Here is a 24,292-nt window from a genome sequence, read left to right on the forward strand (position 1 = left end):
TATGGAGAACACGTTCTGCTCACCGCTCGACATCACCCAGATCGAGCAGAATTTCGCTGAGATAAATCCTGCACTCAGTTCGGCTGAGGCTATGCACGAGGCGAACCGGTGTTTGTATTGCTACGATGCTCCGTGCATTCAAGCTTGTCCGACCGGGATCGACGTTCCATCCTTCATCAAAAAGATCGCGAGCGGCAATCTGACAGGTTCTGCGCGAGTTATCTTTGACGCCAATCCGATAGGTGCGTCTTGTGCCCGCGTTTGCCCAGTAGAGGTGCTTTGCGAAGGTGCATGTGTTGAAAAAACTCTTCTGAAAAAGCCGATCGAGATCGGGCGGTTGCAGCGGTATGCAACGGATCACGCGTTATCAAATAACACGCAAATATTCACCAAAGGCGAGTCGAACGGAAAGTCCGTCGGAATCGTCGGCTCAGGGCCAGCGGGGCTTTCGTGTGCGACTTATCTGACCCGCCTCGGCTATGAAGTGACTGTCTACGAAAAGCGGTCCCAGGCCGGCGGGCTCGATACTTACGGCATGGCCGAGTACAAAATGCCGAAGAGAGTTTCGCTAGCCGAGGTCGAGCAGGTCGAGAAAATGGGCGTAAAGTTCATTCTGAATACCGGGATCACGGGGTCAGAACCGGGAGCGATAGCGACTGGGTCGAGCATTGCATTTAAAGAACTTTCGCAGAACCACGATGCCATCTTCCTCGCCACTGGCCTCGGAGCGACCAACAAACTCAACATTCCCGGTGAAGATCTTCCCGGCGTTTACGATGCACTGGCATTTATCGAACAGATCAAAACCCGCGACTGGAAAAACATTCCAATTGGCAAAAACGTAGTAGTTATCGGTGCTGGAAATACTGCGATTGACGCCGTTACGCAGGCAAAACGTCTAGGGGCGGAAAAGGTCACGCTGATGTATCGTCGTACCGAAAAAGATGCCCCGGCGTACGCATACGAAATGGAACTCGCTCGCAAAGACGGCATCGAATTCATGTGGGAAACCACGCCGGTCGAGATCGGCGGGATCTCAAGCGTGATGGGAATGCGGGTTCGTCAGGGCAATTCCGAATTTAAAATCGATTGCGACATGGTAATAAAAGCCATCGGTCAGACCAAAATGTCATCGTTCTTTACCGACGTGATCGGCGTCCAAACCGACGAAAAAGGCCGCGTTGTCGTCGATGAAAATATGCAAACCTCTGACCCCAAAATCTTCGCCGGCGGCGACTGTGCCAACGGCGGAGCCGAAGCGGTCGATGCCGCCCAGATGGGCAAACTCGCCGCTCAGGGCATTCATTTTTCACTCACCGGCGAGACTGTGAAATTCGCGGGTTCTAAATAACTTTAGCTTAATCCAATTAATGAAAAAAATAGCTTTTATCTTTGCCCTCCTTGCCATCGCACAGGTTTCCATCTTTGCTCAAAACTCTGAGATTCCTTCCTCTAAACTTTTCGACTCAAAACAATTACTCCGCGATGTCGAGGTCCTCGCTGCGGACGACATGGAGGGCCGAGGCTTTGGAACTCCGGGCGGGACCAAGGCCCGCGAATACGTTGTAAAACGCTTCAAAGAATCCGGCCTGGCCGACATTGACGGTAAAAATCTACAGCCGTTTTCTATCACGGGCCGCGACAAGGTCGAGCGTCAGGGGGCGAACGTTTATGGTGTTATTCGAGGAACAAAACATCCCGAGAAATACATCGTCATCTCAGCTCACTACGACCACGTAGGTACTCGAAACGGCGAAGTCTATAACGGGGCGGACGATGATGCTTCAGGCACCGCGGCGCTGTTTGCAATGGCCTCGTATTTTAAGAAGAAGAAGCCCCAAACTTCATTGTTATTCGTTGCTTTTGACGCCGAGGAATCGGGGTTAGTAGGCAGCAAAAAATTTGTTTCCGAACCGCCTGTCCCGGCCGCGAGAATCGTCATGAATATCAACATGGACATGGTCGGCCATAGCGACAAAAATGAGCTGTACGCCTCTGGTTCATACCATAACCCGTTTCTCAAACCCTACATCGAGCCGCTTGTTAAGGATGCCAAGGTCAAACTCCTATTCGGCCACGACACCCCGGAACAGAAGCGTGATGACTGGACATTCCAATCCGACCACGGCTCATTTCACCGTGAAAAGATCCCATTCATCTACTTCGGCGTCGAGGATCACAAGGACTATCACAAACCGACCGACGATTATCCGACCTTGACCAAACCGTTCTATGTCCATAGCGTCGAAACCGTCTTGGCAGCGGTCAAGGTTTTTGATCAGAATGCAGCTGCCATAAAAACCGGCAAATGATTTGCGATCGACGTCGGTTTTTAAACGATTTTAACCGCAGATAACGCGGATGACGCAGATATGTTTTGAGGGACTATGCCGAATGAGCAATTTCTTCATTCCGACCTGACACAGGCTATCATTGGAACATTCTATGAAGTCTATAATGAGCTTGGCCATGGGTTCTTAGAGTCCGTTTATGAAAATTCGCTAGCTCTTGCTCTTCGTAGCAAGGGATTTGAGGTTCATCAGCAAATCGCCATTCCAGTTTGGTTTCGCGGTACACGCGTCGGTGATTTTGACGCTGATATTCTGGTAAACAAGCTGATCCTACTTGAGCTGAAGACCGCCAAGAATATCGATTCAGCCCATGTCGCTCAACTATTGAATTATCTTAAAGCAACCAAAATTGAGGTTGGTCTGGTTATGAATTTCGGTCCGAGACCCGAGTTCAAAAGGGTTGTATTAGGAAACGAACGCAAAGTCGAAAGCTCTCGAATCTAAAAATTATCTGCGTCATCTGCGTCATCTGCGGTTAACCAATGATTGAATCGGAGACGCCATTATTAATTAAGATGGCAAACCTAACTACAAACTTCGCAGGCATTAAATCTCCCAATCCTTTCTGGCTTGCCAGCGCGCCGCCGACCAATATGGGGTCGATGATCGAGCGGGCTTTTGACGCCGGTTGGGGCGGTGCGGTTTGGAAGACTTTGGGTGAGCCTATTACCAATGTTTCCTCGCGGCTGGCTTCGCTGGATCAGGGGCCGCTACGGATGATCGGGCTGAATAATATCGAGCTGATCACGGATCGACCGCTTGAGGTAAATCTCAAAGAGATCTACGAATGCAAGAAAAAATATCCTGATCACGCCGTCATCGCTTCTTTGATGGTCGAGTCAAAAAAAGAAGCCTGGCAGGAGATCACTAAGCGTACACAGGACACTGGTTGCGATGGTTTCGAACTCAATTTCGGCTGCCCGCACGGTATGTCGGAACGCGGGATGGGAGCCGCGATGGGCCAGGTTCCGGAGTACACCTGCATGGTCACCGAATGGGTCAAGGAAGTCTCCGACCTGCCCGTCATCGTCAAACTCACTCCTAATGTCACGCACATCGTGCCGCCCGGCCGGGCTGCTCAGAAAGGCGGTGCGGATGCGGTTTCGTTGATCAATACGATCAACTCGGTGATGGGCGTCGACATCGATACGCTAATCCCGTACCCAAACGTCAACGGCATGGCAGCCCACGGCGGTTATTGCGGGACGGCGGTTAAACCGATCGCTCTGAACATGGTCTCGGAGCTTGCCCGCGATGCCGAATTCAATATTCCGATCTCGGGCATCGGCGGTATCAACACTTGGCGTGACGCGGTCGAATTCATGCTGCTCGGAGCCGGAAACGTCCAGGTTTGCACCGCAGTGATGCATTACGGATACCGCATAGTCGAGGACATGATCGACGGCCTCAACAATTACCTCGACGACAAAGGCTACGCCTCCGTGGGCGACATCATCGGCAAATCCGTCCACCGCGTAACCGACTGGGGCAATCTCGATCTCAACTACGACGTCAAAGCCCGCGTCAATAAGGAACACTGCATCCAGTGCAATCTCTGCTACGTCGCTTGCGAAGACGGAGCCCATCAAAGCTTTGTGTTCGAGGAAGTCGACGGCAAGCGCTTCCCGTTCGTAGTCGAGGATGAATGCGTCGGATGCAACCTCTGTGCGTTGGTCTGCCCATCGCCCCGAGCCATCTCAATGATCCGCGTTGACGAAGGCGGCCCGACGCAGAGTTGGCGTGAGCGGACGGCGGGGAATTAGTTGTCAAAGATCAAAGCTATTTAAGCAGTTCATCAATACGAACCGGCTCGTATTGCTTGGTTTTAAGCCACTCGATCAGATGGTCAACACGGTCGTGAAATTTATCCGTCCGCTTCGGCCCGGAGCCGATGTGGGTTAGCAGAATGAATCCGTTGAGGCCGTTAGGATCTTTCGCTTCGTATTCTTTTATCCTCGTCATGATCGCATCGCTCGAGATGTAATTCTTATCGTCGTCGGTCGTGTAATCTGCATTCGAACGCATGCCCGAAGTGAAGTTTACCAGCCGAAATCCCCTCGCCGCTGTCCAGTCGCTGATCTCCTGGTTGTACCATTCGTACGATGGCATAAAAAGCGTTGCCTCCGTGCGGTCGATCCCGAAAGGCCGCATTGCCGCGTAATTGTCATTCAGGTCCCGCTCGAACTGGTCGCGGGTGACGAGCAGTTTTTTGCGGTCATTCCAGTCAGCGTACAGCAGGTGCTGGTCGGAATGTGGCCCCAGATAATGCCCGTCTTTTACCAGCCGATCGATGATCTGACGGTTCGTGCGGGTGCGGTAAAAGCGTCCGGTCAGGAAGAACGAAGCTTTGACGCCATGCTTCTTGAGAGTGTCGGCGATTACGGTTCCGCCCTCGGCAAATTCGTCGCCTGTCAACACGAGTGCCATTCGTTTCGACGATCTGTCGCCGCGTGTAATGCCGCCCTGGTCGTAGGTGAATTTGGCATTGGGAATGGCCTCGGCACGCTTTGCCGGTTTTGCTCGTTCGCTGAACATCGCCATCATCAGTATCGCATCCGCCGTTCCGTCCATGGTCGGTTCGTTGGTCGAATAGTCGCCGACATCGTCGTGGTAGACGATGTCACGCGGTTGAAAGGCGGCGAATTCGTCTGGTTTTGTCAGCGTCAGGCCGATCAGGCCCTTGTAGGTCGAGGCGGCGATCGGACCGTCGACCAGGCCGCCGCGGACCTGTTTTTTCAAGAGCTGAGTTGTCGGCAGATGAGTATCCTCAGGAAAATCGCCGCCAACCGGCAGCCCCTCGAACATCGACGTGCCCCACGGATTTCGCCCGAACAGCCAGTCGCGGTGGGCGATCATCGATGCATGATATTTCTTGTCGCCGGTCATTAGTTCGTAAAGGTGGACCTGCGTGATATACGCAACCACCAGATTGTTTGAGCACCAAAGGAACGGTACGCCGATGCCGTAGGTGTTGGTCGTGCCGCGTTCGACGATCCGCTCAATTCCGTTGCGGTAGTAACCTGCTAATTCGCGTTTTGTCTTGGCGTCGACGAGCGGGTAGAGAGCGAAATGTCCGACGTTGGTGAACGGATACATTTGATAATGCCGCGACATTTCCGGTCCCATCTCTGAGTTTTCAAACTCCATCCACGATGTCGTTCCGGCGAGCTTGGCGTATCTGATCGCGTCCGCAAGATAGGCGGGCTTTCGGGTGGTTTTGTATAGCTCGGCGGCACCGTATTCCATATCGTCCGCCCACGTATCTTCGTTGTAGCGGTACGGGGCGCCGAACGAATTGCCCTGCTGAAATCCCTCTTGCCGTTTGCCCATTGCGTAAAGCTGTTCTGCTGCCTTCAGGCATTTGGTGGCATATTCCTTATCTCTGGCGTCGGAATTCCAGATCCTATAAGCGGCTGCCATCGCGGCGGCTGAGCGGCCCGCGATGTTTGCGACGCCGGTTGACTTGCTCTTCCACTGGCTCAGACCCTGCGGCTTGCCGTCGGCAAAATAGACTGGCCGATAACTGTTCGCTCCCCAACCGTAATCCGCATTGTCATTGTTCGGCATCTTGAATCCGCGATGGTCACGGTCATCGGCAACCTGATGAAAAAGCTGATCGGCTTTCGGGTGGAGCTTGTGGATCCAGTCGAGGCCCCATTTTGCTTCGTCGAGGATGTCGGGAATTCCGTTGGCTCCGTCGCGTCCCATGTCATCGACGAAGTCTCCGAACTTTGCCTTTTCCAACTCATACGCGAGCAGCATCCGAGCGGTAGCGTTACTTGCCGTGATCAGATATTTGAGCTGGTCGCCGGCATCGTGCCAGCCTCCGCTTGCGTCAACGAACGTCTCATCCGGCATCGGCCCATTGAAAGAACGCCCGTCCATCTGATGGCAAACCATGTCGAGAAACGGGTTGTAACCGCATCGCTGCTGACGCATGAAAAACAGGAGGTCTTCGTGATAGCCGGGATAGGGGCCGATCGAAAATTCCTGTGACCGAGTCGCTGTATCGGGAAGTTCGATTAAGTATCTGCCGGTTTTTGTCAGCGGGGTCAGATCGAGCGTGTAATGGTTTGGAAACGGTGCGTCCCAGTTTGCATTGTTAGCCGGGCGAATGTCGCCGGTGATAATTACCGCTTTCGTTGGTATTTCCCTGACAGAGAACTTACCCGCGATCGGCTCTTTTGAGAATGCTATGGCGGTTTTGGTATCGCCCGGGAGATAGCCTGCTTGGTTTACGCGGATGTATGCCGTCTGCGCGACTATCGAACCGGCAAGCAAGAAAACGGCGATGGACGCGGATAGTAGTTTCATCGGATCAAATACTTTTTCTCTCGATCGCCCCGGCAGCGATGCGTCCCAACTCTCCGACGAATTTGTCGAATCCTGCAAACCTTGTGTCCCTGGTGAAACCCTTTACGTATCTCGCGTAGATCTGCTGAGCGATCACTGCGATCTTGAAGGTGCCGAAGGTGTAGTAGAAGAGCATGTCGGGAACGTTGTGTCCCCGGGCTTCGGCGTACATTTCTACGAGTTCGCGGCGGGTGATATTTTCCATCAGGACGCGTGGGTTGAAGGGCATGTTCATGAGCCATTCCGGCGCGTCACTGGACATCCAGTAGCCGAGTGTAGTGCCGAGGTCCATTAGCGGATCGCCGATCGTGACCATTTCCCAATCGAGCACGGCAGTGACGCGCGTGAGGTTGGTCGGGTCGAGCATGACGTTGTCGAATTTGTAATCGTTGTGTATCAGTGACGCGCCGGATTCCGGCGGGATGTTGTCGTTGAGCCAGGCGATCGCAGATTCGAGTTCGGGGTGCTCGTCGGTCTTGGCGGCGAAGTAGCGTTTTGTCCAACCCTCGACCTGGCGGCGGTTGTAACCTTCGGAGCGTCCCAGAGTTTCGAGGCCCGCCGTTGTGAAGTCGAGCGAGTGAAGGTCGGCGAGGTTTTGGATGAAACTTCGGCAGACCTTTTGGCGAAACTCGTGGGAATTTTCGAACTCGCTTTTCGTCCGTGTCGGGGCTTTTGATCTCGCGTCACAGGAATTTTCATCATGGTCCGATGACTCGAGAGAGCCCTTACTTCGTGCGGGCTTCTGCATTGTGACTGCGGCTTCGCTCGCATGCGTCCCTGGGATCTTTCCCCGGATTATCAAACCCTCGCGGCGTTCCATCAGGTAAAATTCGGAGCCGATGATCGATGTGTCCCTGGCAAAGATCAGCGGTTTCGGTGCCGGAAGATAGACCTTCGAAAGCTTTGAGAGCACGTCAAACTCTCTGTGCATATCGTGAGCCGATTTGACCGTGTTGCCAAACGGTGGACGGCGGAGAACGTACTCTGTGCGTCCCACGCGAACGAGATATGTCAGGTTCGAACTGCCGGCGGGAAATTGCTCTACATCAATTTCATCCGTGTCGAGTCCGAGTTCTGAGCTGAGGAACGCGGCCAGACGTACCACATCTATCTCTTCTCCGGGCCTGACGGCGTTGGTTTCTGCCATACAATATTTTTTCTCAAGCGGTGATCGAAGGCCACCGAAAACGAACCAAAAACTTCAAATAAAACGCGCCGAATTTCTGAAGATTATTGGGTATTGCCTTGCCGAAAGCAAACTTGTAGATCAGCCATTTAGTTTTCAAATATCCGTAAGCTGAAACAGTGTTGCATAAATAAAACAAATAGTCAAGAGAAATATTGCAATCCATAGAAAAAATATCGTTTGAGAGGTTTTCCCTACAGATGGAGCAGCGTAATTTTCGAACAATAATAATATCGTGGTACTTTTGGAAGCATGAATTTCGAACCTTCAGAAAAAACACTTGAAATCTCAACACGTCTCAACGCCTTTATGGATGAGCATATTTATCCGAACGAGACGGCGTACGGTGAGGAGATCGGAACGGGCGACCGCTGGGCTCCGTCGGAGTTGATCGAGAAGTTGAAGGACAAGGCAAAGGCAGCGGGGCTTTGGAATTTGTTTTTGCCGAGTGAGTCAGGGTTGACGAATCTGGAATACGCTCCGTTGGCGGAGATCATGGGCCGCGTGACGTGGGCGAGCGAGGTTTTTAACTGCTCGGCGCCGGACACGGGAAATATGGAGGTGCTTCATTTATATGGCACCGATGATCAGAAGGCGAAATGGCTGACGCCGCTTTTGAATGGTGAGATACGCTCGTGTTTCTCAATGACCGAGCCGGATGTGGCTTCGTCGGATGCGACGAATATTCAGGCTTCGATCGTCAGCGACGGTGACGACTATGTTCTGAACGGCGAGAAGTGGTGGTCGACCGGCGGCGGTGACACACGGTGCAAGCTGTCGATCTTTATGGGCAAGACCGACGAAACCGCCCCGAAGCATTTACAGCAGTCGATGATACTTGTTCCGATGGACACGCCGGGTGTCATCGTTCAGCGGAATTTGCAGGTTTTCGGGTTCGACGACGCACCGAACGGGCATTCGCAAATATCATTTATTAATGTACGCGTTCCGAAGTCGAACATCCTGCTCGGCGAGGGACGCGGTTTTGAGATCGCACAGGGAAGGCTCGGGCCGGGGCGTGTTCATCACTGTATGCGTTTGATCGGTGTGGCCGAGCGATCGCTCGAGTTGATGTGTCAGCGTGCAAAAAAACGGGTTGCATTTGGCAAACCTGTCGCTGACCAAGGCGTCGTCCGACAATGGATCGCGGAGGCCCGCTGTGCTATCGATCAAGCACGCCTTCTCGTTCTCCGCACTGCCTGGCTGATGGATACCGCTGGCAGCAAAGCCGCCCGCCGCGAAATCGCTATGATCAAGGCCGTCGCCCCAAAGATGGCATTAAAGGTCATCGACCGTGCCATACAAGTTCACGGCGGAGGAGGTGTGTGCCAGGATTATCCGCTGACTCAGGCTTGGATATATGCGCGCAGCCTAAGGCTCGCGGATGGGCCGGACGAGGTGCATCTGGAATCGGTGGCGAAAATGGAACTCAAGGGTAAGCCGTCCGTTGTAGATCCTCAGCAAGCCCATAGATGATGCGACAACGCTAAGACAACGATACGAAAAGCCAACGAACACTGACAACGATCTATGCCAGCAATAGAAGAATCATTCGAGCCGCCTGAGACGATCAGTGCAGGCGAGGCTAAATTTGAGGCTTATCGAAAGCGTGCCGGATATTTTCTAGCGCCGGCTGTTTTCCTGGCTATCTTTTTTTTCCCGTTTCACGATCTGAAACCTGAGGCACACCGCCTTGCGGCGATCATGGCAGCGGTGATCGTACTTTGGTTGTGCGAGACGCTGCCAATGACGGCGACGGCCTTGCTGGGAGCGGCGGCGGCGGTTGTTTTTCAGGTAGCGGATGCTAAGACGGTTTTTGCTCCTTTCGCTGATCCGCTTATCTTTCTGTTTATCGGGTCGTTCATTCTCGCACGGGCGCTTTTTGTCCGGCATTTGGACAAGCGCGTAGCTTTCACCGTTTTGTCGTGGAAGGTCATTGGCGGTCGTCCGTCGCGCATCTTGTTCGCATTCGGAGCGGTGACCGCGTTCATGTCCGGCTGGATGTCGAATACGGCCACCACGGCAATGATGTTCGCGATCGGCCTGTCAATTATCTCTTTCTTAAAACGGCAGGAAAAAGAGACGGGTATTAAGATCAACCCCAGCTACGCGACCGCTCTGATGTTGATGACCTCATTCTCGGCGTCGATCGGCGGGGTGGCGACACCAATTGGAACGCCGCCGAATGTTATTGGCATCGGCTTTATCAGGAGCCTCGGCGGAACGGATATTTCGTTCTTCAACTGGATGCAGATCGGCGTGCCGGTTGTCGTCATTCTATTTTTGTTTCTTTGGTTCTACTTAAACAAGCTCGCGCCGGCAGGTGTGAAGGTCATCTCAGGCAGCAGCGAAATGCTGGCGGCCGAACGCGATAAACTCGGCCCGTGGACGCGCGGGCAGCGATCGGTAGCGATAGCATTTGGTGTAACGGTCATTCTTTGGATCGTTCCCGGCATTATCGCGCTCGTGATGGGCGAACAGAGCGCGCAGTATAAGGTGCTTAACAGCCGTTTACCGGAATCGGTCGGTGCTCTCATCGGGGCAATGCTGCTTTTCGTTCTTTCCGGCGATGAAACCGGGGAAAAAGCTATTAGTTGGGCCGATGCGGTGAAGATAGACTGGGGCGTTATATTTTTGTACGGCGGCGGATTTGCGCTTGGTGTTCTCTCGTTTCAGACGGGTCTTGCCGAGGCGGTCGGACGCGGCCTTACGGAGATCCTTCCTTTTTCAGGTGGTTTCGGGCTGCTCGTTGCATCCGTCCTCGTTGCGGTCATTGTGTCCGAGACGACATCGAACACCGCCTCCGCCAATATGGTGGTTCCTGTGGTCATCGCTATCGCCCAATCGCAGAATGCTGACCCTTTCATCCCGGCACTTGGAGCGACGCTTGCCGCGAGCCTCGGATTTATGCTTCCGGTCTCGACGCCGTGTAATGCGATCGTTTACGGCTCGGGCTATATTCCGTTGATGAAGATGGTGCGCTACGGAATACTGCTCGATATCGTCGGATCGATAGTGATCATCGCCACCGTTTGGACTCTCGGCGGCTACCTCCGATAGCGAGCCGCAGACATTAGTTTGACCAATTCCAAATCATAAATCGTTCAATTTGATCGATGGCTATCGATCAGGCTGAATACATTCCTATCATTCTGCGTTAAACAACGTAAAAAATTGTTGACAGACGTTGAGCGTTACTGTAAATTTTATAGAGTGACGGCATATCCACCGTCTCACCTTCGCCACCAGAAGCGGCAAAGTTTTCTGAAGTTAGGTTCCACGCGAGTCACGGTTCGTGACCGAAACATCCGACAAATGCGGTTTTGACACACATCTCAGAGTTGACCTGCCTTGAAGCGAACTTCCTTACTTTTCGGTCTAACGGCTGGTGGCAAAATCCTCGAAATAAGATCGCAGATGCGGGTGGGAAAATAAGAAAACTTTTCGGGTAAGAAAGCATCCGGACGGATGCTAACAAGGAGCAAGAAAAATAATGTTCGGTAAAAAGAAAAGCATTGCCGGTTTGGACATCGGTTCCAGTTCGATAAAGATGGTCGAGCTTGAAGGCAAGCTGAACAATTTGAATTTGGTGAGCCTTGGCTTTGAAAATCTGCCCGGCGACACGATCATCGACGGTCAGATCATGGAGCTGAACGTCGTTTCGGACGTTATCCAGAGCCTTTGTAATAACCATCAGGTTACCGCGACGAATGTCGTTACCGGCGTCAGCGGCCACTCGGTCATCCTGAAGAACATCGTTCTGCCGCCGATGACCCGCGAAGAACTAGAAGAATCTATCGACTGGCACGCTGAAGAGCATATCCCTTATGATCTCGCCGACGTCAGCCTGGACTATCAGGTGACCGCCGAAACGCCTGACTCGACACATGTTTTGATCGCAGCCTGCAAACGCGAGCGCATCGACAATATCAAACAAGCGATCCAGCTGGCCGGTAAAACACCGGTTGTGATCGACGTTGACACATTTGCTCTCCAGAACTGCTACGAAGTCAACTACAACCCGACCGACGACCAGGTCGTGACGCTCCTTAATATAGGTGCTTCCACGATGAACGTAAACATCGTTAAGGGAACGCGTTCGCTCTTTACGCGTGACATCACAGTTGGCGGCAGTCAGTTCACCGATGTGCTTCAGAGAAGCCTCGGACTGAATTTTCAACAGGCTGAAGCCGTCAAACGCGGCGTTGTCGACGCTGTCGACGGGATCGAAGAAAAATCTATCGAGCCGCTCATGAATAACGTGACGGAGATCGTCGCGATGGAAATTCAGAAAACATTCGATTTTTACCGTGCAACGACCGAGGATAACGAGACAGTCGTGCAGAAGATCCTCATCTCCGGCGGCGGTTCTAAGCTGACCGGTTTGGCCGAGGAACTTTCGCACCGTCTTGAATTGCCGGTCGAGATCCTCGATCCGTTCCGAAACATCAAGGTCGATGGCAAGAAATTTGACCCGGACTACCTTAGAGAGATCGTGCCCGAAATGGCTGTGGCCGTCGGTTTGGCAGTTAGGGGAGTGTAACAACAATGATCAAGATCAACCTACTAAATTCTGTTACTGAAAGACAAAACGGAGCCATCGTTGCTGTCGATCGCAAGGTCTCAAGCCCGGCTTCACGCCTTGCTCTGACGTCCGTGGTCGTGTTTGTTCTCCTTGCGGCCGTTATTGGCTGGGATGTGATCAGTTCGCAAATGGCCAAAACTGAAGCTGAGCGTCAACTCGCCGAACAAAAGACGATCGCTGCCGAACTCGAAGTCGTGATGAACGAACAGAAAGAGCTCGAAGGCAAGATCGCCGGCATTGATGCCCGCATCGAAGCGATCAAAAAGCTGCGAGCCTCGCAGGCCGGCCCGCAGGCGGTGCTGGACGCGATGCGAGAAAGGATCGCGATGTTCCCGGGGCTCTATCTCGAGAGCATCGAGCAGGGAAAGGACGGTATCGTTGTTTCCGGCAGCTCGCCTGACGAATCTCAGGTCACGCAATTCGGCCGAAGTCTCGAATTTTCGAACGGACTCTTTACCAACTTGAATATCGAGACGACCCGCAATGAGATCACCAACGAAAATGCCGTGATGAAGCCCGGCGACACGGGTGAACGTCCGAAAGTAGCGATCGTACAATTCAAGATCCGCACCGCTTACACGCCTGAAAAGGCGGCGGGAGCCAACAATGGCACCGCTCCGACGACCGCTTCTGCCTCGGGCCCGGCCACTGCGGCTGGACAGCCCGCCGGTCCGCCTCAGGTCGCAAAGAATTGATCGGTTGACCAAGCAAATATAAAAGGGAAAACGAAATGTTAGAGAAAATCACAAATCTAAAGTGGCACTTCCAGTTGATGTTGCACGTCACCGTTGCGGCGTTGCTCTACACGAGCGTGTGGTATTTCTACACGAGCGAAACGAGAGCTGAAACAGCAAAGCTGTCGGACGAAGTTGCGGCATTGACGGCCAAGAACGAGACGGCACGCGTTGCGACCCAGCGTATCAATGAGTTCCGTGCTCTGTACGCCAGCAAGGCCGAGGAATATGAAGAACTCAAGGTGCTTTTGCCTGAACAGCGTGAACTGACCAATGTTCTCCAGGGCTTGCAGGACACCGCTAACAGTTCCCGCCTGACCGTTATGCGATTTAACCCTCGCGATGAGGGAAATCAGGACGGTATCATGGCTAAGCCTGTCGAGGTCGAGGTGGACAGTAACTTTACCAACCTGCGTTCTTTCTTTGACGCGATGGCAAAACTGCCGAGAATCGTCTCGATCACCGATTTTAAGATCAATCAGCTGCCAAAGCAGACAGATGCCAAGACGATACATGCTCAGTTCCTGCTTACAGCCTATTACGCAGGCCCGAACGATCTGAATCCTAAACCGGCAGGCCCTCCGGGAGCACCTGGTGCACCGAGTGTTCCGCCGCCGGCCGGACAGCCAGCCGCTCCCGGTGCCGCCGCACCAGCCGGTCCACGTCCTCCCGCAGTTCAGGGTGCCCCGCCTGCAGCAGCTCCAGCTAAATAGTTTTTACTACCCAACCCAAGAGAAAAAGCCATGATGAACACATCGACATTAAAACGCTTTGTCAGCTTTGCCGCGTGCGCCGCAGCGTTCGTGGTCATGAGCGGAACCTTTTCAGAGGTCGCAGCTCAGCGTGATCCGTTCCAGAAGCCCGGATTTATGAAGCCAAAGGTTGTCGTGCCGCCAAAGCCAAAACCTGTGAAGGTCGAAAAGCCGGTCATTCCCTACGCACCGCCGTCGGTCGAGGCACGCATTGAGTATTTCAAGCGTCTTCGCGAGACTGCTGCTGCAAACGGAGCACCGATGCCAAAGGTCACGAGCGTTTTGACGCTCAATGAAATGGCGGTGACAGGTATCTTCAAAACGCCTCGCGGCTACGCTGCGATCGTCGAAGCAACGCCCATCAAGCTCTCTTACACGATCTATCCGGGCGAGAAATTCTTCGACGGGCAGCTTGTCGCTGTCGATGAGAACCGCCTTGTCTTTAAGAAGGTGACCAAGGTCGCCGAAGGAAAGTTCATCGCGTCGGTCGAGAACAAAGGACTGAGGCAGTTCGGAGCAAAGGCCGAGACCACTGCTGCCGCTCCGCCGCCGGTGGATAAGCCGGCCGAAACCGCCAGCAACACGACAGCGAGCGGAAAGGATGCCAAGCCGGTCAAACCATCTAACCCATTTCTCTCGCCGGTCGATGAAATGAACTCGCAGCCCGAAGCGCCGAAAGAGCCAACCAAGATCGCGAAGAAACCGGCCAAGGTAGCGAAGAATAAAAAATAATTTTCCCAAGTCCCACTTAAGTTTCGATTTCTTGCACAAAAGAAACGATTTGATCCAGTTACGGAGGAAACAATGAATTCTCTTATCAACACACGCGTTACGGTCACCAAGATCGTTACCGCATTAGTTCTAGTCACAGCATTTGCCTTATCGATCTCGGCTCAAAAAGTTGATCCGCAGAACCAGGGTAAAATGTACGGCGACCCGGGATTCAAGGGCGAGGTCATTGATCTCAACGTTGTAAATGCCGATGTCCGGGAAATACTCAATTACATCACCGACCAGTACGGCATCAATTTCGTGATCGACAAATCGGTCAAGGAAACGCCGGTCACGGTAAAGGTGAAAGATGTTCCGTGGAACATAGCTCTCGATTCGATCCTGCAGGCTCAGGAACTGGGCGTTCAGGTCAACGGGAACATTCTTCGCGTTGCTTCCGGAACAGTCCTGGCAAGCGAAGGAGCACTTCTCCGCGAGCGTCAGAATAATCAGATCGACACTTCGCCGCTTCAGACGGAACTCATTCGCTTGAACTATGCGACGGCATCGGGATCTCTAAAGGTTGGAACCACGACCAGTGGAACCGTAACCGACAGCGGAAACGCAGGCGGTGGTGCGTCCGGAGCCTCAGGAAGTATGTCCGGCGGCGACGGATTGCTGCCGATCATTAAGCGAAGACTGTCTCGTCGCGGTTCGATCGAAATAGATTCGCGAAGCAACTCGCTTATCATCACGGACGTTCCGGTAAACCTGGCAGCCGTCAAACAGCTCATCGCTATTCTCGACCAGCCAGAACCGCAGGTCGAGATAGAAGCACGTATCGTTGTCGCTTCGCGCAGCTTCAGCCGTGATATCGGCGTGCAGCTTGCAGGCCTCGTGACCGGCGGCAGAGGAAGCGGCGGTTCGATCGGAACACTTCCGGGTGCGACGACGACCCTGCCGATCCCAGGCGGATTGCCGATCGGCTCGATCAATAACGATCTTATGTCCAATATCGCCAACACGGCGATCGGCCTGACAACCGGTATCTTCGGAACCGCTCAGCTCAGTGCTCTGATCACGGCCGGTGAAAAGAAGGGTCAGGTGAAGGTGATCGCGACGCCGCGTGTGACCGCTCTCAACAACCGTCCGGCGGAGATCAAGAACAGCACTCAGATCCCGATCACGACCATCCAGCCGAATTCCGGTAGCGGATCCGCCGTGGTTGCCACGACGGAATACATCGATGTGCCGCTTCGCTTAGCTATCACACCGCAGATCACCGATCTGGGAACAGTTATCTTGAACGTGGTTGCCGAAAACAGCTCGACTGCCCAGATCGCAGCCGGAGCTGCTCCAGCCATCAATACGCAGAGCATGACCACACAGGTCACCGTTCCCGATGGCGGTACGACGGTTGTCGGCGGCGTTCTGTTTGACGACGAACGCGAAAGCCAGGACCGCACGCCGGGTCTCGCTAGCATCCCGCTGCTTGGTAACCTGTTCAAGAGAAAAGGCGTTCAGCGTAACACCAACGAGATCCTCTTCTTCATTACGCCGCGGATCACGCGTCCTGACTACAACGCACAGATCCAGAGCGGAACCGCTCCGAGAGGACCGGTGATCTCGCAGCCAGTGCCGATGGGCAATCCTGCGTCGAACTCGGCTCCGACACCGGTTCCTACACCAGGTCCGATCGTCCTCCAGTCACCAGGCCTTGCAGTTCCTGAAGGCCCAGCTTCGCCGATCAAACCAAAAGAATGATCGCATAACGAGTAATTGTTTCCTTCCAAAAGGCTGTCCGCAAGGGCAGCCTTTTTTTGACTGGAGCGCGAGCGTCCCGCTTGCCCGGGGCGAAGCTCGCGGTTAATTTTTGGGGGAAATAAAATGTGTAATTTTATCTGAGGACGAATTTAGCCGATCAAAAGTGTGAAACGTTTCACACTTTAAACAAAACGCCCTGTTCATTGCATGAAAATGTGAAAAGTGGCCTGATTGGTCAAAGGAATAAGCGGGTTTGTCGGGCCAAAATGTGCGGATTGGTAGAGGTAAATGCGAGATTGGTCGAACGTTTTTGGGTGCAAAGCAGCCTTACCATTCGAACGCGTTACTTGTCGGTGCAAAAGCCCGCGCGTGAGCAAGGGCGAAACGTTCAACTTTAATATTTCGGGCTTTCTGAGTATCCGTCTTGAATGAATCGCCCTTGTTGGCGCGCGGGCTTTTGCATTGAAAGGAATTGCCGTTGCTAACGGGCTTTTGCATTATTCAAGCCCTATGAAATCGACATTCGTCAGATTTCCGGCCGGGGTGAGGATCTTGGGTGCGAAGCGGTAGCGTTTTGATTGGACGCTGAGGGTGTAGTTCGCGCCGCTCGGGACGTTGGTGAAGCTGTATAGTCCGAATGAGCTTGTTATCGCGGGTGTTTGAACGCCCATCGGGTCGGTGATGATCACTTTCGTGTTGCGCAGCGGCAGGCCTGAAGGCGTTGTTACCTTGCCGCTGATCGAAACTGGCGTTGCTGCGGACGGAAGCGTTGACTTGGTGGTCGAGTAGATATAATCGCCGCCCGTGTTTCCGTCGCTGTTGGCACAGTTCGCGGTTGCGTAAAAATCTACGCGGCCCGCAGATGTCGCAGGTGCTGTCCAGGTAAATGCCCACGAATTAGAGCCGAACTGGCCGTTGGTGAGCCCGCCGGATGTGTGCTCCATGTACTCGCGGAGCATATTTTCTCCGACAAGGCCCTGCAAAAGCTGGATCCGGTTTTCGCTTGCGGCCGGAATGTCGTATGTGCCGATCTTCTGGCCGTTGCTGTCGATCGCTGTGAACTGGAACCCGTAGATAACCGCATCGGCTTGGGTCGCCGTAACCACAATGTTGAACTGCTGGCCGCTCGTGTATGTCGCCGGGACGCCGGTGATCTCGACCATACCTTCACCACTGTTGAGAGCGAAATCTCCGTGGCAGGCTGTGCAATTGGCTTCGCCCGGGGCGTTAGTATGGGTCGGCGTCGGCCCGAATGCTGAAGCGGCCGCTCTTTGCCGGCTGCCGACCAGCGACAGGATAGCGAAAAGACACACGAAAAATGCGATTACCGGCAGTTTTACTACAGCCGTCCTGCCAAGAGCCATCTTCATACCCATTAAACCCCTTAATAATAAAGACCAAATACTACAATTTTGACGCCCGCGAAGGCCGAAAAGTCTGGCAAATTGATCTAATGAAAGGATATTGCTCAAGAGCGGCAAAGTCAATCGAAATCGTAAACAGTGTTTAACAGTTGGCCGTGGCAGCGGCCGTGGCAGCAGGCGGTTGGCAGAAGGCAGTAGGCGGCCCAAGACCCACGCCCGAAAACCAAGACCAAAGACCAAAGACCGACGCCCAAAATCTAAATCCAAAATCCAAGAGCCAAGATCCAAGATCCGAAATGCAAGATCCAAAAGCCTTATTCGAGCCCGACAAGATCCAGATTTGTCACCGCTCCGGTTATATTCAGGATCTGCGGGGCAAAGCGATAGCGTTTTGAGCCGACGCTGACGGTGTACGTTTGGCCAACCTGGATCTGATCGAAACTGAAAATCCCGAAAGACCCGGTCGTGAATCTTCGCTGCACCGATTGCTGATCGGTCAGGATGACGACGGCGTTTCTGAGGGCAATGCCGTTCGGCGTTAGGACGCGGCCTGATATCGAAACCGGCGGAGCGTTCAAAGCGCAGACAAAGCTCGTCACAAATCCGGCGCCCGAAAGTGAGACGTTATCGATCCGCCAGCCGGGATCTGTTCCCGTTCCAGCGGTGTTATCATCGGCCCCAAACCGCCAGCGAAGCTGGACGATCTTGCCGTTTGCGGCGGCCGGGAACTGGGCGATCGTCGTTAGATATCCGTTCGAATTTCCCGACCAGCCTTGCCGGCTGGCGATCGGGTTGTTGCGGCCGCCGCCGAGCGAGCGGTTGTAGCCATTCTGGGTGAAGGTGCCGCCCGCCGTTAGAAAGTCTTGATATTCGCTGCCCTGGATCGAGATCTCAAGAACGCCGCCGTCCCATCCTGCTTCGGTATTGTAACTGTTTCGAAACGTTACCGTTGCGGCCGAAGACGTAACCGAGATCGGCGGCCCGGTCAGGTCGGTTCCGCCGCCGACCGTGGTCGGATTTCGGGCATACATGACGTTCGGAGCGGAATCGGGCGTGATCGTTGAATTTACAAAATTCACGCCGCCGGAAACGGCGACGGCAGTCCATCCATTCGGCAGTGAAGGGGATGTTACGCCGTCAAAGTTTTCCGACGCCGTCGTCGCTGCGGGCTTACCCACGAAGATGTTGCGGGTGAAGGTAAACGCTCCGAGGCTGCTGTTGAATTCGATGTTTACCGGGATCGTGGTCCCGCAGGCGGTGCCGCTTGGGATGGTATAGCCGAGACCCGCAAAGGAACTCGCCCTGCCTGTTAGATCACCGATCGCAGATGTTGGATCGGTGCCGATCCGCATGGAAACATTCGTGGCGGTTCGTCCGGTCGAATTCGTGACGGTCAGGTTGAGCGTAACTCGCTCGCCCGGCTCCGGGTAACCGTCACCGTCGCCCGCCTGAGAATCGGTGACCGAGGTCAAAACTACACTCAAGTTAGGCAGATCGAATGATTCTGTAACGCGGACCTGGCCGCTGCCGCCCGTGCTGATGCCGCCGAGAGCCTGAATGCTCGCATTTGCACCGAACCCGCGAAGGGCAAATCCGGCCCACGCGTCGGCGAGATCGGCCTCGGTCCCGCTCGCGTAGATGGCAGCGATCATCGCATCGCGTTCCGAGAGCGGCGTCGGGCCGAGCGGAGCGAGCTTCATCCCGTCGGTGACGAACTGCAGAATTCGCCGATTGCCGTCCGCCCAGCCGAGACGCTGGATCATACGGGCGCGTATTTCCCACAGGGCAGAGCTCCAAACCTCGCCGATGGCATGAACCTGATCCGCAGTTGTGTTGAATCTCGGGTTAAATGCACCGTCCGAAAGGTCGGATGTGGTCGCATCTATGTCACGAAACGTCAGCGGATTGTGCGGCCTATTCAGCGGGCCGCCCACGGCGGACATGACAGCCTTGGGAAAGCGGCGGATGCCGTAGTAGTAGTTGTTAAAGCCGACGCTGCTGTAAAGATAGGTGTCGTAGGCTCCGATCGTGTAGATGCCGTCGATCGGGTCGGTCGGTTCGCTAAGCAGGCAGTGTGCGTAAAAATCGGACCAGCCTTCGCCCATTCCGCGGGCAATATCGAGCTGCAGGCCATCGCCGTTGCCGTGGAGCCGGTTCGACAGTCCGTGCGTCAGCTCGTGAACGATCACGTCCGCATCGAGCGATCCGTCGATATCCGGATTGGGTGCCTGCCAGAGGTACATCTGCATCTGCGGCCGGGCTCCGTCGGCGGGCGTTGTGAAATTTGCATTGTTTATGCCGCTGCAATCCTGAGCCTGAGCCGAGATGCGGTCACCTGCAAGGCCGCCGCGGCCAAAATTATCGTTCTGAAAATTGCGGGCCGCCTCGGTAAATCCGAGGCGATAGGTCTCGTCATGAAAAACATTCGAGATGTAAAAAAGCTGAGTAACGACGGCTTTTTGAAAGTCGGTCGGAACGGCGTTCGTACCCTCTTCGAGGCAGATCTGCGGGTTTTGCCCGTCGGGCAGCGGAGCGTCGCCTGTGTTGAGAGACGGATTGGTCGGAACGCCGGGATTGATAGGGAAATTGAAAACGCGGTTCGGCGAGCCTGCAGGAATACTGCCCGGATCGATGGCATTGGCGTTAAGCGAACCGTCATTCGGAAGCTCGCGGTCGAGGCCCGCCTGGACGTTGTTACCGTCGAGCGTATTATTGCCGTCGGTTATCCAGCCGAGGTTGTTGAATGTATAGGGAGCTTCGTTACCGATCCGCGTGACTGCGGTGCGTGAGATCGCTGAGCCCTGCATTCCGTTCGGCGACGAAGTGCCCGGCGTCATCGGGAACGGGTTATCCGCAACATTGATCATCGCGTTCGGATTGGCATAGACGTTGTACGTCGCGGCCTGCGATTGATCCTCCGTGATATTTTTTCGCCAGAGCATCGTGCCGGTTTGGGCATCGACGATCACGTAGAACGAATTTACGCTCTGCCAGATCAGTACTCGCCAGGCCGGAACAGCAACGCCGGGCTCGGTCGGGAAGTAGACCTTTTCGGCCGTCGGGGCCAGATCGCCTTTGCCGAATATCACCTTGTACGCCGTCGAAATTTCGGCAAGAGGTGCTAACAGGCTTTGCGAGTATTTTGCGTTATTGATGTGTCCTGCGGCGGCTTTTAATGCTTCTGCCGGATCGCCGAAATCGGTCGAGAGTACATTCTCATCAAGGCCCGGAGCGAAGTTATTGATAACTCGGATGATCTCGCCTTTCTGCGTGAATCCAGCCTTAACCTGGCCGCGGAAGACGGGAATTCCGTTGATCTCCTGGTCGAATTCGACATACGAGAGGTTGCCGTCAGGGTTTGTGTAGTCTGAAAAAACTTTGAGCTGATCGAGCGCCGTTCCGCGAGCACCTACGAGGTCGCCGTTAGCATTAAGGAAAGATCGTAGAGCCTCGGCGCGGTTTCCGACGGCCGCTTTCGTTAGAAAGGCTCGGCCTTGTTTCACGTCGGGTGCGATGACCTCGGGGATCTGAAGGTCGCGATTGTATTCGACCTTTAGGGTCGGCACGCTTTGCTTGAGCTTTTCCTCGCCGCGAACCATCGCGTCGCGCGCGTCGGCGATCTCCGGAGCATTCTTACCGGCAGAGCTTCGGAAGGATGCGATCGTTTCGACCGCGTGTTTATCGGTGCGGATATCGTAATTCGTTATTCCGTCCTGATGGCTTTCAGTCCGGTCGACACGGTTTTTTGCGGCTTGCGTGGGCGTTCGGGGCAAAAGAAAAATGGCCGCGACAATGGCGGCGAGTACAATTACGAACAAAAACTTACGTCCGGTCCCCGAATCAAAACTACGTGACATTAAATATCCCCTTAAAAAAATACTGCTTCTTAAGATGCGAAAAACCGGGCTTGGTTTCGAATTAAATCAATAAAAACATTAAGATTATAGATTCGCGGCGTTTGCGAGTCAAAAAAATGGCGGGTGAGAAACCTCAGGAAGAAAGCGTAGAGCTAGGCAGTTCGGTCTTCGGGCCGGATGGCCCGATAGCGCGTTTTCATGACGGTTACGAATATCGCGAAGGCCAGGTCCGCATGGCTGAGGCGATCGCCAAGTCGTTCATCGACAAAAAACACCTCATCGTCGAAGCTGGAACCGGAACGGGAAAAACGCTCGCGTATCTCATTCCCGCCATCAACGAATCGATCCGCACCCACAAACGCATCATCATCTCGACCGGCACAAAGAACCTTCAGGAGCAGTTGATGGAGAAAGACATTCCGCTGCTGCAGAAGATATTTCCGAAGAAATTCTCAGCGGCGTACATGAAAGGCCGTTCGAACTACGCGTGCCTCTATCGCCTGCACAAAAGCGGCGATCAGCCGATCCTCGACGGCGTCGGCGAGGTCGAAAGCTTTCGCGAGGTGGTCGATTGGTCACGCGAAACCCAAACCGGCGACCGCGCCGAGCTGACGTTTCTGCCTGAGAATCTTCCATTCTGGAACCGCGTCAACGCCAAAGCCGAAACCTGTCTCGGCCAGAAATGCCCCGATTACGAACCGTGTTTTATCACGCGGATGCGTGCCGGAGCGGACAAGGCAGACATTGTGATCGTTAATCACCATCTGTTTTTCGCCGATCTGAACGTTCGCGGCAATCAGTTCGGCAAGGTTTTGCCGGATTATGGAGCCGTGATATTTGACGAAGCTCACCTGATCGAGGACATCGCGGCGGACTACTTCGGGTTTCAGGTGTCGAATTTTCGCGTTGATGAACTGGTTCACGACGCGGCTTCGCTGCCGATAAATGATGCGATATTCAACGCAGCGATAATGAAGGTCTCCGCGAAGATCGCGGGCCTTTCCGAGATGTTCTGGTCACGGCTCTCGCAGGCTCGCGGACAGGAAGGCCGCTTTCCGCTGCTTCCGGACGCATTTAATACGAGGGGTGTGAATGGTGGTGAGATCGCAACGCCGCTCGGCGAGGCTTATTACGCGCTCGATGATTCGCTTGGACGTCTCGAAGCGGATGTTGATGTTTATGCCGACAAACTACCTGAGGCAGACAGTGTCGTTAAACGTATTCGGCAGATGCGATTCGATCTCGGGTTTATCGTAAAACAGGCAGACCGAAACTTTGTTTACTGGCTCGAACGCCGCGGTCGAGGCGTTTATCTGCAGGCTTCGCCGGTCGACGTTTCGACGCTTTTGCAGGAAAAGCTGTTCGATAAGGTGGATACGTGCATTCTGACCTCGGCGACGCTGTCGGCAAACGGCAGTTTCAATTTCATCCGCGACCGCCTCGGCCTCGCCCCGGGCAAGACGAACTCGCTCGAAGCTCCGTCGTCGTTCGATTACGAAAATCAGGCGATACTTTATTTGCCAAAGGCGATGCCCGACCCGCGTTCGCCGGATTTTACGCAAATGGCGGCGGCTGAGATCATAAGAATTCTGCAGGTTACGAGCGGCCACGCTTTTGTTTTATGCACGAGCAATTCGTCAATGACCGCGTTGTATGAACTAGTTTCGTCACGCGTCGGTTATCCATGCTTTTTGCAGGGAACGATGTCTAAAACAGGGCTGATCGATCGATTTAGAGCGACGCCGAATGCGGTTTTGTTTGCAACTTCGAGCTTCTGGCAGGGCGTCGACGTTCGTGGCGATCAGCTTTCGTGCGTGATCATCGACAAACTGCCCTTTGCCGTCCCAAGCGATCCGCTCGTTCAGGCACGCAGCAAGCACATCGACGAAAACGGCGGCCGCTCTTTCTTCGACTACAGCGTCCCGCAGGCCGTGATCACGCTAAAACAGGGAATTGGCCGATTGATCAGAAGCAAAACAGACCGCGGCGTCATTGCGATTCTCGATCCGCGTTTGCGAACGAAAGGCTACGGCCGCGACTTTCTGCAAAGCCTGCCGAGGATGCGGATAACGGGTGATGTTGAGGTCGTCGCGGCGATATTTCAGCAAGCGGACGAACGTGCGATATGATTTAGGCAAAGTATGGCTGGATTTTTTGAAGTAATGATCGAACGCAATTTCTCCTCTGCCCACCAACTGCGTGGGTACAAGGGAAAGTGTGAGAATTTGCACGGGCATAATTATAAGATCGAGATCTTTGCCCGTGGTTCGGAGCTGAATAATATAGGCCTGCTGATCGATTTCGGTGATCTCAAATCCGCGGCGGACGAGATCGTGAAGTATCTCGATCACCGGAATATCAACGAACTTCCGCCCTTTGACGAAGAGCTTAATCCTTCGGCCGAGAATCTTGCCCGTTATTTCCTGGAATATCTAAACTCCCGCATCGCCGACGATCGCGTCAGCGTTTACAAGGTTCGATGTTTCGAAACCCCGACCAGCGTTGCGACATATCAGATCGATTAGCCGCTGAGTGGCTTATTTTTGTTTTCTTTTTACTACCACTCTACGACTAGTGGTAGTAATAAGACTCTGCCTATAGACTGTTCATTCTTCGGATTTAAGCAAAGCAAAAT

Annotated in this window: 17 protein-coding genes; 13 read left to right on the forward strand and 4 right to left on the reverse strand. The window is 53.9% G+C overall.

Annotated elements, in window-relative coordinates:
- Position 1: 1 nt before the first annotated feature.
- The 4 genes from IPG22_12440 (at position 2) to preA (ending at position 4,114) form a co-directional block, all read left to right on the forward strand.
- Positions 2–1,351, forward strand: a complete 1,350-nt coding sequence (locus IPG22_12440; protein ID MBK6589094.1) for an NAD(P)-dependent oxidoreductase — start codon at positions 2–4, stop codon at positions 1,349–1,351.
- Positions 1,352–1,370: 19 nt separating this feature from the next.
- Positions 1,371–2,312 (forward strand): M28 family peptidase, encoded by a 942-nt coding sequence (locus IPG22_12445; protein MBK6589095.1) that lies wholly within the window; start codon positions 1,371–1,373, stop codon positions 2,310–2,312.
- A 75-nt stretch (positions 2,313–2,387) separates the two neighbouring features.
- A complete protein-coding gene (locus tag IPG22_12450; protein MBK6589096.1) occupies positions 2,388–2,795 on the forward strand; it encodes a GxxExxY protein in 408 nt (135 codons plus the stop codon).
- A gap of 71 nt (positions 2,796–2,866) precedes the next feature.
- Positions 2,867–4,114 carry an NAD-dependent dihydropyrimidine dehydrogenase subunit PreA gene (preA, locus tag IPG22_12455; GenBank protein ID MBK6589097.1) on the forward strand — a complete coding sequence of 416 codons (1,248 nt, stop codon included), beginning with the start codon at positions 2,867–2,869 and terminating at the stop codon, positions 4,112–4,114.
- Positions 4,115–4,130: 16 nt separating this feature from the next.
- Here preA and IPG22_12460 read toward each other — a convergent pair whose 3' ends face one another.
- Both IPG22_12460 and IPG22_12465 read right to left on the reverse strand, forming a co-directional pair.
- Positions 4,131–6,665: a glycoside hydrolase family 9 protein gene (locus IPG22_12460; protein ID MBK6589098.1), complete on the reverse strand. Its 2,535-nt coding sequence runs from the start codon at positions 6,663–6,665 to the stop codon at positions 4,131–4,133.
- A 4-nt stretch (positions 6,666–6,669) separates the two neighbouring features.
- Positions 6,670–7,851, reverse strand: coding sequence for a phosphotransferase family protein (locus tag IPG22_12465; protein MBK6589099.1), 1,182 nt, complete (start codon positions 7,849–7,851; stop codon positions 6,670–6,672).
- Positions 7,852–8,142: 291 nt separating this feature from the next.
- Between IPG22_12465 and IPG22_12470 the strand changes: the two genes are divergently transcribed.
- The 7 genes from IPG22_12470 to pilQ all read left to right on the forward strand — a co-directional run bounded on the left by IPG22_12470 (position 8,143) and on the right by pilQ (position 16,436).
- On the forward strand, positions 8,143–9,366 hold the full coding sequence (locus IPG22_12470) for an acyl-CoA dehydrogenase family protein (protein ID MBK6589100.1): 1,224 nt from the start codon (positions 8,143–8,145) through the stop codon (positions 9,364–9,366).
- A 54-nt stretch (positions 9,367–9,420) separates the two neighbouring features.
- Positions 9,421–10,950: a DASS family sodium-coupled anion symporter gene (locus tag IPG22_12475; GenBank protein MBK6589101.1), complete on the forward strand. Its 1,530-nt coding sequence runs from the start codon at positions 9,421–9,423 to the stop codon at positions 10,948–10,950.
- 433 nt (positions 10,951–11,383) lie between these two features.
- On the forward strand, positions 11,384–12,433 hold the full coding sequence (pilM, locus tag IPG22_12480; GenBank protein ID MBK6589102.1) for a type IV pilus assembly protein PilM: 1,050 nt from the start codon (positions 11,384–11,386) through the stop codon (positions 12,431–12,433).
- Between the two features lie 5 nt (positions 12,434–12,438).
- Complete coding sequence (locus tag IPG22_12485) at positions 12,439–13,170, forward strand: PilN domain-containing protein (GenBank protein ID MBK6589103.1); 732 nt, start codon at positions 12,439–12,441, stop codon at positions 13,168–13,170.
- 35 nt (positions 13,171–13,205) lie between these two features.
- Positions 13,206–13,922, forward strand: a complete 717-nt coding sequence (gene pilO / locus IPG22_12490; GenBank protein MBK6589104.1) for a type 4a pilus biogenesis protein PilO — start codon at positions 13,206–13,208, stop codon at positions 13,920–13,922.
- Between the two features lie 30 nt (positions 13,923–13,952).
- Positions 13,953–14,693 (forward strand): hypothetical protein, encoded by a 741-nt coding sequence (locus tag IPG22_12495; GenBank protein ID MBK6589105.1) that lies wholly within the window; start codon positions 13,953–13,955, stop codon positions 14,691–14,693.
- Between the two features lie 72 nt (positions 14,694–14,765).
- Complete coding sequence (gene pilQ, locus IPG22_12500; GenBank protein MBK6589106.1) at positions 14,766–16,436, forward strand: type IV pilus secretin PilQ; 1,671 nt, start codon at positions 14,766–14,768, stop codon at positions 16,434–16,436.
- A gap of 497 nt (positions 16,437–16,933) precedes the next feature.
- Here the strand turns inward: pilQ and IPG22_12505 are convergent, their stop codons facing one another.
- Both IPG22_12505 and IPG22_12510 read right to left on the reverse strand, forming a co-directional pair.
- Complete coding sequence (locus tag IPG22_12505) at positions 16,934–17,806, reverse strand: carboxypeptidase regulatory-like domain-containing protein (GenBank protein MBK6589107.1); 873 nt, start codon at positions 17,804–17,806, stop codon at positions 16,934–16,936.
- 308 nt (positions 17,807–18,114) lie between these two features.
- A complete protein-coding gene (locus IPG22_12510) occupies positions 18,115–21,657 on the reverse strand; it encodes a M36 family metallopeptidase (GenBank protein ID MBK6589108.1) in 3,543 nt (1,180 codons plus the stop codon).
- Positions 21,658–21,773: 116 nt separating this feature from the next.
- On the opposite strand from IPG22_12510, the gene IPG22_12515 reads away from it, so the two are divergent.
- Both IPG22_12515 and queD read left to right on the forward strand, forming a co-directional pair.
- Positions 21,774–23,786, forward strand: coding sequence for an ATP-dependent DNA helicase (locus tag IPG22_12515; GenBank protein MBK6589109.1), 2,013 nt, complete (start codon positions 21,774–21,776; stop codon positions 23,784–23,786).
- A 12-nt stretch (positions 23,787–23,798) separates the two neighbouring features.
- Entirely contained in the window at positions 23,799–24,182 is a 384-nt protein-coding gene (gene queD, locus IPG22_12520) for a 6-carboxytetrahydropterin synthase QueD (protein MBK6589110.1), read from the forward strand.
- Positions 24,183–24,292: the final 110 nt, after the last annotated feature.

It is taken from the genome of Acidobacteriota bacterium (genome assembly GCA_016703965.1).
Lineage (GTDB): Bacteria > Acidobacteriota > Blastocatellia > Pyrinomonadales > Pyrinomonadaceae > OLB17.